Genomic DNA, 11,095 nt, shown 5'->3' with positions numbered 1-11,095 from the left:
TGGACGGCCATCGCCCCGCTATCTGGATCTCCGATCTCTATGGCGCCCAGCGCGGTCATGCCGATGACTGGCAGATTTGCCTCGCCCACCAACTCCGGGACTGCAAATTCGCGATCGAGGCGGGTGATACGATCTTCGCACCCAGAATGAAGGCCCTGCTGCTCCGCGCCGTCGTGCTGGCGCGGCGCCATCGCACGCTCGCGGACGCTACAAGACGCGCCTGGCGGCGGCGCCTCGACCATGATCTCGACGCCGTCATGGCGCTCGCCCCGATCAACCACCACGGCAGACGATTGCGCCGACGATACGGCAAGGTTCGTGATCATCTCTTCACCTTCCTCGACCACCCGGATATCGCCGCGGACAACAACGGCTCCGAGCGCGAACTCCGGCCTACCGCGACATATCGCAAGGTCACCGGAGGGTTCCGATCCAACTGGGGCGCCGATTTCTTCGCCAACGTCCGATCCGTCGTCGGGACCGCCGCGCGGCACGGCCTTGATGCCTACACCGCTATCAAAAACGCCGTCACCGGAGCATCACTGCCCATCGCCCCCCTACCGGGTTGAGCAGATACGCGCTGCGCGAGGCGCTGATCCGCGTCAGTCAGCCCGGCACGGCAGTGCTGGCAATGCGCCGCCTTCGCGATCACCGTCTGATCGGGGTTCTCGGCAAGCAAGCGACCGCCACCCTCACGGCCGAGACTGCCTTTGCGGGGCCCCTTGCGCGGACTTTTCTCGGGCCGGTTTGGCTTCTGCCCGCGCGATGGCGGCAGGCTCGAATTGTCCGGCCGCTTCGGCGGTTCGTTTAGCCGCGCCTCCAACTCCGCAATCCGGCGTTCCGCATCCGAAAGCCGGATTGCCAGTTCCGCGTTCCTGCGCTCGGATGATTGCAACGCGTCCCATAGCGCGCGGATCAGCGCGTCTTTCTCAGCGTGCGATAGGAGAGACAGGTCAGGAAGCTCGTTCACGCCTCCCGTCGAATCGTATCCGCCGTGGTCACGTCAATTCACAATCGATTCAACTTATCGACGGACCAGGATGAGCAGATACGGAGCAGGTAATTCGGGTAACAACTGTTCCATTTTTTGTGCATGATTAGGAAACGGTAATGCAGGACACGAAAATCATGGAACTCCCCGCCCATGACAGGGCAATCGACATTACTGCCGAAACCTGTCCGATGACTTACGTGCGCACGCGACTCGCGCTCGATTCGATGGCGGCGGGCGAGGTTTTGCTGGTCCGGCTGCGCGGCGCGGAGCCGCGGGCGAACGTTCCCCGCGCGGCGTCCGACCAGGGTCATGACCTGCTCGACATGGTCGATCTGCCGGATGGCAGCGCTATTCTGGTGATCCGGAAAGCCGAAGACTGAACAGAAGGGCATCGCGCCCGGCGCCATAGTAATCGCGCCGGCGGCCGGCGGCGATGAAGCCGGCGGCGCGGTAGAGGGCGATGGCCGCGGCGTTATCGGCCTCGACCTCGAGGAACACGGTTTCGGCCCCGCGCGCCCGCGCCGCGGCGAGGGCGGCGGCGAGCAGCGCGCGGGCAAGGCCGCGCCGGCGGGCCGGCGGGGCGACGCCGATGGTGAGGATTTCGGCCTCGCCGGCGACGGCGCGGGCGATGACGAGACCACCGGCGGGGTCGAGAAAGCCGAAGGTCGTCGGATTGTCGAGCAGGGCGGCGAAGGCGGAGCCTGGCCACGGGTCGTCCGGAAAGGCGGCTTCGTGGAGGGCGGCCAGGGCTTCGGCGTGGACCCGGTTGACGGGCGCCGGGCCGGAGCCGTTCACGGGCGCGGGGGCGGACGCAGGCCGCCGGCGGGCAGGCGCGCCTCGGGCGGGTCGACATAGAGCGGCTGGGCCGGACGCGGCGCCAGCCCGGCGGCGAGGCGCCGGCGCAGGGCGGTGGCGATGCCGCCGATGGCGCAGGCGCGCAGGCCGGTCAGCAGGACGTCGTGACCACGCGCGGCGAGACGGGCGGCGGCCTCGGCGGCGCGGTCGCCGGCGAGGGCGACCGGACCGTCCGGCGAGGGCAGATCGGCGTCGTCGAAGGCGGCGGCCACACCGTCGCGTTCCAGGAAGACGCGGCCGCGCCGCGCCGCGGTGACGACCCAGAGCTTTCGGGCAAGATCGGGCAGCATCGCCGCCATCGCCTCGCCCACGGTGACGCCGAGGACCGGAATGCCGGCGGCGAGGCTGATTCCCTGCGCAAGGGCCAGGGAAGCGCGCAGGCCGGTGAAGCTGCCGGGGCCGATGGTGACGGCGACGCCGTCGAGGCCGGCGGCGGGCTGTCCCGCCTCGGCGAGGCAGTCCGCCGCCCAGACCGGCAGCAAATCGGCAAGGCCGGTCTCGGGCGCGCCCTCGCGGGCGGCGAGAACCTGTTCGCCCGCGATCACGCCGACATGGGCGCGCTTCAACGCGGCATCGAGCACCAGCAGGCGCGCGGCGGGCGGCGCCATCTCAGAGCAGGACGCAGGCTTCGTCGAATTCGAGGCGCGGGGCGCGGGGGAACGGGTCGTCTTTCTGGCCGTGGCCGAGATTGACGAGGAAATTCGAACGCCATCCCTGTTCGGAAAGGAAAATCTGGTCGACCTTCGCCTTGTCGAAACCGGACATCGGCCCGCAATCGAGCCCGAGGGCACGTGCGGCCATGATGAGATAGGCACCTTGCAGCGTGCCGTTGCGGAAGGCGGTTTCCTCGGCGAGGTCGGGGTTGCCGGCGAACCAGGCGCGGGCATCGGCGTGCGGGAAAAGCTTCGGCAGGTTCTCGTAGAATTGCGGATCGTGCGCGACGATGACGGTGACCGGCGCGGCCATCGTCTTCTCGATATTGCCGGGGTTGAGGGCGGGTTTCAGCCGCTCGCGCGATTCCGCGCTGCGCAGGAAGAGGAAGCGCGCGGGCGAGCAGTTGGCCGAGGTGGGGCCGTTCTTCAGCAGGTCGTAGAGCTGGTGAAGGGTTTCGTCCGGCACCGGGTCGGCCGTCCAGGCGGATTTGGTGCGGGCGGTGCGGAACAGCGCGTCGAGCGCGCCGTCATCGAGCGTCATGCGGACTCTCCGTTCAGCTGGGGGACGGCGGGGATCGCCGGCTCAGGCCATCACCTGCCGGACCGATTTCACTTCGGGCACGTAATGCTTGAGCAGGTTCTCGATACCCATCTTGAGCGTCGCCGTCGAGGACGGGCAGCCGGAGCAGGCCCCCTGCATGTGCAGCGAGACGATGCCGTCGCGGAAGCCGCGGAAGACGATGTCGCCGCCATCGCCGGCGACCGCCGGGCGGACCCGCATGTCGAGCAGTTCCTTGATCTGGTCGGCAATCTCGCGGTCGGCCGGATCGACGTCCTCGTCCACCTCGGCCTGGGCGCCGGCCATGACCGGGCGGCCGGAGAGATAATGCTCCATGATCGCGCCGAGCACCTGCGGCTTGAGGGAGGTCCATTCGGTGCCGTCATCGCGGGTGACGGAGACGAAATCGGCGCCGAGGAAGACGCGGACGACGCCCGGCAGCGCGAACAGCGCCTCGGCCAGCGGGCTCGCGGCGGCGGCATCGGCGGAGTCGAAATCGGCCGAGCCCTGGCCGAGCACCTCGCGGCCGGGGAGGAATTTCAGCGTGGCCGGATTGGGGGTGACATCGGTTTCGATGAACATGGAAGACACTCCGTATTTCAAACCGGACCTGTGCGGTCCTTTCGGCACAACATCGTCCCGATCGGGGCAAAGGACAAGGGGGGCTGACGCAGGGCAAAACCGCGGATGAATTCGGCGTAGGCCATGATTCCGACACGGCGGCGCCAGCATCGCGTCATGAAACGCAGGCTAAGGCGGAGCGGTTCAACCAACCGGAGTTCCGACATGAAGCCGATCCGCTCCCTCCGCGCCCACGCCCCCGCCGCCTTGCTGGCCGCGACCATGGCCGGCGCCTCGATCGCCGCCCTCGCCCTGCCCCATGCGCGCGCCGCAACCCCCGAGACCAAGACCACGACGGCGGCCGCCCCGCATTCGCCCGTGCTCAAGCATGTCGATCACCGGCTGGCGGCGCTGAAGACGAAACTCGGCATAACCAAGGCCGAGCAGGCGGCCTGGCATGGCTTCGCCCAGGTCTCGCGCGACAACGCGACCTCGATCGCCGCCCTCTACCAGAGCCGGGCCGCGCATCTCGCCACGATGAACGCGGTGCAGAACATGGAGTCCTTCGCCGCGATCCAGGCGAAGCAGGCGGACAACATGAACAAGCTGACCGCCGCGTTCCAGACGCTCTACACGAAGCTGGACGCCACGCAGCAGAAAAAGGTGGACGCGATGTTCCGCGCCTATGCGAAGCGGCACCTCGAACACCGGAAGCTGCACGCGAAGGGGTGAGCTCCCCCGTCAGCGCTCGGCGAGGACGAGGCGGCGCCGGCGGCCCGCGCGCAGCGGGATGACGCCGGCGACGTCCTTCGTCGCCTCGGTGAGGATGATGCCGCCGGCCTGGGCGGCGATGCGCCGGCCGGCGCGCTCGACCAGCGGGGCGGCGCGGAGAATGGCGCGGCCGCCGAGCGGGGGGAGGAACAGGGCGGCGTCGCGCCGCTCGACCCGGAACAGCGAGTCGGCCAGCATGCGGCCGAGCTGGGAGGGCGAATAGGGCTGGCCGTGGCCGAAGGGCGTGCGTTCGAGATAGGCCCAGGGCGAGGCGCGGTTGGGCACGACCACGATCATCCGCCCCTCGGGGCGCAGCACCCGCCAGGCCTCGCGCAGCAGGCGGCGGGCGGTTTCGGCGTGTTCGAGACCGTGGATCAGCAGCAGCCGGTCGACGCTGACATCGGCGAAGGGCAAGGCATCCTCCTCGACCAGCACGCTGAGGCCGGGGCGGGAGACGGGCCAGGGGGCGGCGCCGATCTGCGCCGGCACGGCGGCGATGCAGCGCGCCGCCTGATCCCGCCAGAGCCGCAGATAGGGGCCCGGATAGCCGAGGCCGAGCACCTCGCAGCCGCGCGCCTCGGGCCAGAACTCCCGCAGCCGGGCGCGAATCAGCCGCGCGGTGGCGGCGCCGCGCGGCGTGGCGTAGAAATCGGCGATCGAGGGCGCATCGAGACGCATCCCTCCACCTATAGCATGTGAGAAGGACGGATCATGGCGATTTCCCATCGCGGCTTCACGATCACGCGTGTGCCGATGCTCGCTGACAATTACGCCTGGCTGGTGGCGCATGGCGGGGCGAGCGCCTTCGTCGACCCGGCGGACGCGGCGGCGGCGATCGAGGCCGTCGAGGCGGCGGGCGGGCGGCTGGACTGGGTGCTGCTGACGCATCATCACGACGACCACATCGCCGGGGCGGTGGACCTCGCGGCCCGGTTCGGCGCGCGCATCGCCGGCAATGCGGCGGATGCGGCGCGGCTGCCGAGGCTGGATGCGGCGCTGGCGCCGGGGGAGACGATCGATCTCGGCGGTGCTGCGGTCAGGATGATCGCGACACCGGGGCATACGGTCGGGCATGTCACCTATGTGTTCGGCGATGCGGCGGCGGCCTGCGGCGATACGCTGTTCAGCCTCGGCTGCGGGCGGATGTTCGAGGGCACGCCGGCGCAGTTCCATGCCAGTCTGCAGGCGCTGGCGGCGCTCGACCCCGAGACGCTGATGCTGTGCGGGCATGAATATACGCTGTCGAACGCGCGGTTCGCCCGCCATGTCGACCCGGACAACGCGGCGCTGGCGGCGCGGGCGGCGGAGGTGGAGCGGCTGCGCGCGGCGGGCGCGCCGACGCTGCCGGTGCGGCTCGCCGACGAGCTGGCGGCCAACCCGTTTCTCCGCGCCGCCTCGGCCGAGGAATTCGCCCGGCTGCGCGCCGCCAAGGACAGGTTCTGACCAAGGCGGCGGGCCGGGGCAAAATCAGGGCGAGAGCAGCGGGGCGATCTGGTCGAGCACGGCGGCGTCCTCGATCGTCGGCGGGATGACCGGCTGCGCGCCGTTCGCCATCTGCTTCATCGTGGCGCGGAGGATCTTGCCGGAGCGGGTTTTGGGCAGGCGCTGGACCACCAGCGCGTCCTTGAACGCGGCGACCGGGCCGATGCGCTCGCGCACCAGGGCGACGAGCTCGGCGGCGATTTCGGCATCCGCCCGGGCGACGCCGGATTTCAGCACGACGAGGCCGAGCGGCACCTCGCCCTTCACCGCGTCGTGCCGGCCGATCACGGCGCATTCGGCGACATCGGGGTGGGCGGCGAGAACCTCTTCCATCGCGCCGGTCGAGAGGCGGTGGCCGGCGACGTTGATGATGTCGTCGGTGCGGCCCATCACCCAGATGTCGCCATCCTCATCGACCATGCCGGCATCGCCGGTGCGATACCAGCCGGGGAAGGTTTCGAGATAGGCGCGGCGGTAGCCCTCGTCGTCGTGCCAGAGGGTGGGGGCGCAGCCGGGGGGCAGCGGCAGGCGGATGGCGAGGGCGCCAACCTCGCCGGAGGGCATCAGCCCGCCCTCGGGGTTGAGCGCCCGGACCTCGTAGCCGGGACAGGGGCGGCCGCCGGAGCCGGGCTTGAACGCGGTGAGGCCGAGGCCGCGGAAGCGGGCGGAGATCGGCCAGCCGGTTTCGGTCTGCCACCAGTTGTCGATCACCGGCCTGCCGAGCAGGGCGGCGATCCATTCGGCGGTCGGCGGGTCGCAGCGCTCGCCGGCGAGGAACAGGGCTTCGAGTTTCGAGAGATCGTGCTGGCGGGTGAGCGCGCCCTCGGGGTCCTGCTGCTTGATCGCGCGCAGGGCGGTGGGGGCGGTGAACAGGGTTTTGACCCCGTGCTGGGCGCAGACGCGCCAGAAGGCGCCGGCATCCGGCGTGCCGACGGGCTTGCCCTCGTACATCACGGTGGTGACGCCGGCGAGCAGCGGGGCATAGACGATATAGGTGTGGCCGACGACCCAGCCGACATCGGAGGCGGTCCACATCACCTCGCTCGCGCTGCCGGGACCGGGATGGACGTCGTACATCATCGGGATGGTGGCGGCGAGGGCGACGGCGTGGCCGCCATTGTCGCGGACGATGCCCTTGGGCCGGCCGGTGGTGCCGGAGGTGTACAGCACATAGAGCGGGTCGGTCGCGGCGACGGGGACGGGATCGTGCGGGGCGGCGGCGGCCTCGGCGTCGAGATAATCCTCGTCGCGGCCGGGGACGAGATCGGCGCGCAGGGCCTCGCGCTGGAAGATCAGGCAGGCGCGCGGCTTGTGGGCGGCGCGCTCCAGGGCGGCGTCGAGGATCGGCTTGTAGGGCACGACGCGGCCGGGTTCGAGGCCGCAGGAGGCGGCGATGACGAGTTTCGGCTCGGCGGAATCGATGCGGCTGGCCAGCTCGGGGGCGGCGAACCCGCCGAAGACGACGGAATGAATGGCGCCGAGCCGTGCGCAGGCCAGCATCGCGATCGCCGCTTCGGGGACCATCGGCATGTAGATCACCACGCGGTCGCCCTTCGCGACACCGCGGGCGGCGAGCGCGCCGGCGAGTTTCGCCACCCGGTCGCGCAGGGCGCGGTAGGTGTAGCGGGCGATGCGGCCTTCCATCGCGCTGTCCCAGATCAGGGCGATGCGCTCGCCGGCGCCGGCGGCGATGTGACGGTCGAGGCAGTTGGCGGCGGTGTTCAGCGTGCCGCCCGGAAACCAGCGGCCGAACGGACCCTGGGCGGGATCAAAAACCTTTTCATAGGGGGTGATCCAGTCGATCCGGCGGGCGGCCTCGTCCCAGTAGGCCTCGGGGGCCCGATGCCAAGAATCGTAGCGCGCCTGGTATTCGCTGGACATGTTTTCCGCTCCCTCGCTTCCGTTGGCCGGTCGTTACGGAGAGACTAGGAGCAAGCCGGGCGGCGGGCAATCGGGACGGAGGAGTCGCTTGCGCGAGGCGAGATCCGGCAGCACGAAACCGCGCGTTGGCGCAGTCTGGCAGCGCGGAATAGCGCGCTGCTTGAGCCTGGCAGCGCGGAACCGCGCGCTGCTGGAGGTCCGGGCGGGAATCGAACCCACATCCAAGGATTTGCAGTCCTCTGCATAGCCACTCTGCCACCGGACCGGCGCGCGACTGAGTGCGGCTTATCGGGCCGGGCCGGGTTCCGGTCAAGCCCCGCGGCGGAGGATGGCTTTGCCCGATCGCGCCCCGCGTCCTATAGAGGGGCGGCCCCAGCGTAGAGGATCCCCGATGTCGGACAATGAACGGTATTTCCGCGACGCCCGCACCCTGATGGTGGACGGCCAGATCCGGCCCAACAATATCGCGGATGACCGGGTCATCACCGCGATGCGGACGATCCGGCGCGAGCGGTTCTGCCCGCCGGCGCAGACGGGCCGCGCCTATTCCGATGCCGACCTGCCGCTCGGCCATGGCCGGTTCATGCCGGCGCCGCTGACGATCGCGCGTCTGGCGCAAGCCGCCGCCACGCATCCGGGCACGCGGGTGCTGGTGGTGGGGGCCAACACCGGCTACGGCGCCGCGGTGCTCGCCTCCGGCGGCGCGGCGGTGGTGGCTCTCGAGGAAGACGAGGCGCTGCGCGCCATGGCGGCGGAAGCGCTGGCGGCGGAGGCGGCGGATGTGAGGCTGGTGGCCGGGCCGCTTGCGGCCGGAGCGCCGGCGCAGGCGCCGTTCGACGTCATCGTGATCGAGGGCGCGGTGGACATGCTGCCGGCGGCCTTCGCGGCGCAACTGACGCCGGGGGGCCGGCTCGTCACCATTCTGAACGATGACGGCATCGGCCGGCTGGTGGTTGCCGAGGCGGTGGGCGGCGCCTTCGCGCACCGGACGCTTGCCGACCGGAACGCGCCGTTGTTAGCATCGTTCCAGCGTAAGGCGGCATTCAGTTTTTGATCATAAAGAAATGATAGGTTTCATGTCCTCTTTTCAGGAGACACGGCATTTGCAGGCATTGCGAGCGAAACCGGGATGGCGGCGGCGGGCCGCGCTCTGGGCCGCGCTGCCGATGGCGGCGCTGCTGGCGGCGCCGGCGGCGCGGGCCGGCGACGCAAGGCCCTCGACCCTGACCGCGGCGCTGGCGGAAGCCTATTCGAACAATCCGACCCTGCAGGAACAGCGGGCGACGCTGCGCGCCACCGACGAGAACGTGCCGGCGGCGCTTTCCGGCTGGCGGCCCACCGTCACGATCCAGGGGTCGGCCGGGCGCGTCGACGAGACCACGGAATCCGCGTTCAACACCACCAATCCGTTCACCGGCACGCCAACCCTGACGCGCAACAGCCTGACCGCGGCGCGCAACGACGCGACCGGGCAGATCACCGTCAACCAGTCGATCTTCGATGGCGGGCTGACCGCCGCCAAGCTGCATGAGGCGAAGAACAGCGTCTACGCCGCCAGGGCGCAGCTGCTCGCGACCGAGCAGACCGTCTTCGCCAAGGTGGTCAATGCCTACGTGACCGTCATCACCGACCGTCACCTGCTCGATCTCGACATCAACAACGAGAACGTCCTCGCCCAGCAGCTGCGCGCGGTGAAGGACCAGTTCAATGTCGGCGAGATCACCGAAACCTCGGTGGCGCAGGCCGAGGCCTCGCTCGCCGGGGCGCAGGAACAGGTCGCGGTGGCGAAGGGCAACCTGCATATCGCCGACGAGAGCTTCCGCCAGCTTGTCGGCTCCTATCCGGCGCGGACACTGGTGCCGCCGCAGCCGCTCGAACTGCCGGTGCGGGGCAAGACCCCCCTCGCCCATGCCGCGCTGCGCAACAATCCCGACGTGGTGGCGGCGCTGTTCACCATGGCGTCGAAGAAGGATTCGGTCGATGCCGCGGTGGCCGGGCTCGGGCCGCAGCTCTCCCTCTCGGCCTCGGCCTTCGACGAGTCGAACCCCGGCGGGCCGCATTCGCGCTCCACCGGCGGGCAGATCCTCGCCAACCTGACCATCCCGCTCTACCAGGGCGGCAAGGAATATGCCGCGATCCGGCAGGCGCGGGACAATGTGCAGTATGCCTATTCGGCGGTGATCGACGCCCAGCGGACGGCGGTGCAGCAGGCGACCCAGGCATGGGAGGGGCTGAAGGCCTCGAAGGCGGCGATCGTCAGCACCCGCGCGCAGATCAAGGCCGACGCGATCGCGCTCGACGGCACCGAGCGGCAGGAAATCGTCGGCACGCGCGACACGCTCGACGTGCTGAACGCGCAGCAGCTCCTGTTCAACGCGCAGACCACGCAGATCCAGAACATCGCCAACGAGGTCGAGCAGTCCTATGCGATCGCCGCCGCGATCGGCCGGCTGACGGCGACCGATCTCGCCTTGCCGGTGACGCATTACGACGACCTCAAATACTACGACACCGTGAAGGACGCCCTGTTCGGCAATGGCGACGTCGCGTTCCGCAACGCCGGCATCGCCCCGGACGGCACCCTTCTCGCCCGGCCCAAAATGGCGCCAAGCGGCCCGACCGAACTGCATATCCAGCCCGAGGACACACACCCATGAGCGGAACGCCAACGGACCCCGCGGCCGAACCCTCGATGGACGAAATCCTTTCCTCCATCCGCCGCATCCTGAAAGATGACGATGCCGTCGCCATGCCGGCGCCGGACGTGCCCGAGGAGGCGGGGAAACCCGTGCTCGACCTCGATCCGTCGATGATCGTGGCCGAGGGGCGCGGCCCTGGGAAGGCCGGCGGCGTGGCCGAGTTCGAGCAGCCGGGCGCCGTCGCCTCGGCGCCGGCGCTGTCGCCGGCGACGCCGCCGGGCATGGCCACCGGACAGACGGTCGATGCCGCCGCGATGTCGCTGCAGAATCCGGAACGCCTGGTCAGCGCCGAGGCCGCGGAGCGCGCCGCGAGCCATATCGACTCGCTGCGCCGCACGGTTTCGGCGGATCGGGGACTTTCGCTCGGCCGCGGCGACCTCACGATCGAGGACGTCGTCCGCTCGGAAGTGCGCCCGCTGCTGAAGGCCTGGCTCGACGCCCATCTGCCCAATCTCGTGGAGCGGATCGTCCGCGCCGAGATCGAGCGGCTGATCGGCGAGGAGGGCCGCTAGGCCGCTGCTCCTGAACTTCGCGGGGGAATTTCAGGGGCTGCGCGCTGAAATATTGATTTTTCCAGTGTCCGCCGTGAATCTGAAATCCGACGGATTTCAGATACGGGACATCAGGCCGCGGCCTTCCG

At 69.8% G+C, this 11,095-nt stretch carries 14 protein-coding genes and 1 tRNA gene; 7 read left to right on the top strand and 8 right to left on the bottom strand.

The features are described 5' to 3' along the window. On the top strand, positions 1-569 hold a 569-nt coding region (locus tag RT91_RS16410; RefSeq protein ID WP_035188510.1), incomplete at its 5' end, for a transposase. Here the strand turns inward: RT91_RS16410 and RT91_RS21620 are convergent. After that, complete coding sequence (locus tag RT91_RS21620) at positions 506-970, bottom strand: DUF6444 domain-containing protein (protein WP_152982857.1); 465 nt, start codon at positions 968-970, stop codon at positions 506-508. The genes RT91_RS16410 and RT91_RS21620 overlap by 64 nt on opposite strands. Positions 971-1,110: 140 nt before the next feature. On the opposite strand from RT91_RS21620, the gene RT91_RS16400 reads away from it, so the two are divergent. Beyond that, on the top strand, positions 1,111-1,374 hold the full coding sequence (locus RT91_RS16400; RefSeq protein WP_007422902.1) for a sulfurtransferase TusA family protein: 264 nt from the start codon (positions 1,111-1,113) through the stop codon (positions 1,372-1,374). Here the strand turns inward: RT91_RS16400 and RT91_RS16395 are convergent. The 4 genes from RT91_RS16395 to RT91_RS16380 are packed head-to-tail and all read right to left on the bottom strand — an operon-like array spanning position 1,343 to position 3,643. Then, positions 1,343-1,789 (bottom strand): GNAT family N-acetyltransferase, encoded by a 447-nt coding sequence (locus RT91_RS16395; RefSeq protein ID WP_035188504.1) that lies wholly within the window; start codon positions 1,787-1,789, stop codon positions 1,343-1,345. The two genes, RT91_RS16400 and RT91_RS16395, sit on opposite strands and share 32 nt — an antisense overlap. Beyond that, positions 1,786-2,457 carry a tRNA (adenosine(37)-N6)-threonylcarbamoyltransferase complex dimerization subunit type 1 TsaB gene (tsaB, locus tag RT91_RS16390; protein WP_035188502.1) on the bottom strand — a complete coding sequence of 224 codons (672 nt, stop codon included), beginning with the start codon at positions 2,455-2,457 and terminating at the stop codon, positions 1,786-1,788. The genes RT91_RS16395 and tsaB overlap by 4 nt, the downstream gene beginning before the upstream one ends. A 1-nt stretch (position 2,458) precedes the next feature. Further along, the gene (locus tag RT91_RS16385) at positions 2,459-3,043 is read right to left on the bottom strand and encodes a malonic semialdehyde reductase (protein ID WP_007423328.1); all 585 of its coding nucleotides are present in this window, start codon (positions 3,041-3,043) and stop codon (positions 2,459-2,461) included. Positions 3,044-3,085: 42 nt separating this feature from the next. Next, a complete protein-coding gene (locus RT91_RS16380; RefSeq protein ID WP_007423329.1) occupies positions 3,086-3,643 on the bottom strand; it encodes a NifU family protein in 558 nt (185 codons plus the stop codon). A gap of 204 nt (positions 3,644-3,847) precedes the next feature. On the opposite strand from RT91_RS16380, the gene RT91_RS16370 reads away from it, so the two are divergent. Further along, a complete protein-coding gene (locus tag RT91_RS16370; RefSeq protein WP_007423330.1) occupies positions 3,848-4,354 on the top strand; it encodes a Spy/CpxP family protein refolding chaperone in 507 nt (168 codons plus the stop codon). Between the two features lie 9 nt (positions 4,355-4,363). On the opposite strand, the gene RT91_RS16365 is transcribed toward RT91_RS16370, so the two are convergent. Beyond that, on the bottom strand, positions 4,364-5,071 hold the full coding sequence (locus RT91_RS16365; protein ID WP_007423331.1) for a class I SAM-dependent methyltransferase: 708 nt from the start codon (positions 5,069-5,071) through the stop codon (positions 4,364-4,366). Between the two features lie 33 nt (positions 5,072-5,104). On the opposite strand from RT91_RS16365, the gene gloB reads away from it, so the two are divergent. After that, on the top strand, positions 5,105-5,836 hold the full coding sequence (gloB, locus tag RT91_RS16360) for a hydroxyacylglutathione hydrolase (protein ID WP_035188498.1): 732 nt from the start codon (positions 5,105-5,107) through the stop codon (positions 5,834-5,836). Between the two features lie 24 nt (positions 5,837-5,860). On the opposite strand, the gene RT91_RS16355 is transcribed toward gloB, so the two are convergent. Together RT91_RS16355 and RT91_RS16350 are read right to left on the bottom strand one after the other, a co-directional pair. Next, the gene (locus tag RT91_RS16355) at positions 5,861-7,756 is read right to left on the bottom strand and encodes an AMP-binding protein (protein WP_007423063.1); all 1,896 of its coding nucleotides are present in this window, start codon (positions 7,754-7,756) and stop codon (positions 5,861-5,863) included. Between the two features lie 191 nt (positions 7,757-7,947). After that, positions 7,948-8,021: transfer RNA gene (locus RT91_RS16350), tRNA-Cys, on the bottom strand. A gap of 126 nt (positions 8,022-8,147) precedes the next feature. Here RT91_RS16350 and RT91_RS16345 point away from each other — a divergent pair. The 3 genes from RT91_RS16345 to RT91_RS16335 are packed head-to-tail and all read left to right on the top strand — an operon-like array spanning position 8,148 to position 10,967. Further along, the gene (locus RT91_RS16345; protein ID WP_035188496.1) at positions 8,148-8,810 is read left to right on the top strand and encodes a protein-L-isoaspartate O-methyltransferase; all 663 of its coding nucleotides are present in this window, start codon (positions 8,148-8,150) and stop codon (positions 8,808-8,810) included. Positions 8,811-8,832: 22 nt separating this feature from the next. Continuing rightward, positions 8,833-10,413 (top strand): TolC family outer membrane protein, encoded by a 1,581-nt coding sequence (locus RT91_RS16340; RefSeq protein WP_050751115.1) that lies wholly within the window; start codon positions 8,833-8,835, stop codon positions 10,411-10,413. Beyond that, positions 10,410-10,967 (top strand): DUF2497 domain-containing protein, encoded by a 558-nt coding sequence (locus tag RT91_RS16335; RefSeq protein ID WP_035188494.1) that lies wholly within the window; start codon positions 10,410-10,412, stop codon positions 10,965-10,967. The genes RT91_RS16340 and RT91_RS16335 overlap by 4 nt, the downstream gene beginning before the upstream one ends. Positions 10,968-11,095: the final 128 nt, after the last annotated feature.

The sequence above is a fragment of the Acidiphilium sp. JA12-A1 genome, assembly GCF_000724705.2.
Lineage (GTDB): Bacteria > Pseudomonadota > Alphaproteobacteria > Acetobacterales > Acetobacteraceae > Acidiphilium > Acidiphilium multivorum.
This window is presented reverse-complemented; position numbering and strand designations above follow the sequence as displayed.

Excerpts from the sequence above, each read along its gene's own strand:
- RT91_RS16400 (WP_007422902.1), top strand. The coding sequence starts at position 1,111 with ATGCAGGACACGAAAATCATGGAACTCCCCGCCCATGACAGGGCAATC.
- tsaB (WP_035188502.1), bottom strand. The coding sequence starts at position 2,457 with ATGGCGCCGCCCGCCGCGCGCCTGCTGGTGCTCGATGCCGCGTTGAAG.
- RT91_RS16385 (WP_007423328.1), bottom strand. The coding sequence starts at position 3,043 with ATGACGCTCGATGACGGCGCGCTCGACGCGCTGTTCCGCACCGCCCGC.
- RT91_RS16380 (WP_007423329.1), bottom strand. The coding sequence starts at position 3,643 with ATGTTCATCGAAACCGATGTCACCCCCAATCCGGCCACGCTGAAATTC.
- RT91_RS16370 (WP_007423330.1), top strand. The coding sequence starts at position 3,848 with ATGAAGCCGATCCGCTCCCTCCGCGCCCACGCCCCCGCCGCCTTGCTG.
- RT91_RS16365 (WP_007423331.1), bottom strand. The coding sequence starts at position 5,071 with ATGCGTCTCGATGCGCCCTCGATCGCCGATTTCTACGCCACGCCGCGC.
- gloB (WP_035188498.1), top strand. The coding sequence starts at position 5,105 with ATGGCGATTTCCCATCGCGGCTTCACGATCACGCGTGTGCCGATGCTC.
- RT91_RS16355 (WP_007423063.1), bottom strand. The coding sequence starts at position 7,756 with ATGTCCAGCGAATACCAGGCGCGCTACGATTCTTGGCATCGGGCCCCC.
- RT91_RS16345 (WP_035188496.1), top strand. The coding sequence starts at position 8,148 with ATGTCGGACAATGAACGGTATTTCCGCGACGCCCGCACCCTGATGGTG.
- RT91_RS16340 (WP_050751115.1), top strand. The coding sequence starts at position 8,833 with ATGTCCTCTTTTCAGGAGACACGGCATTTGCAGGCATTGCGAGCGAAA.
- RT91_RS16335 (WP_035188494.1), top strand. The coding sequence starts at position 10,410 with ATGAGCGGAACGCCAACGGACCCCGCGGCCGAACCCTCGATGGACGAA.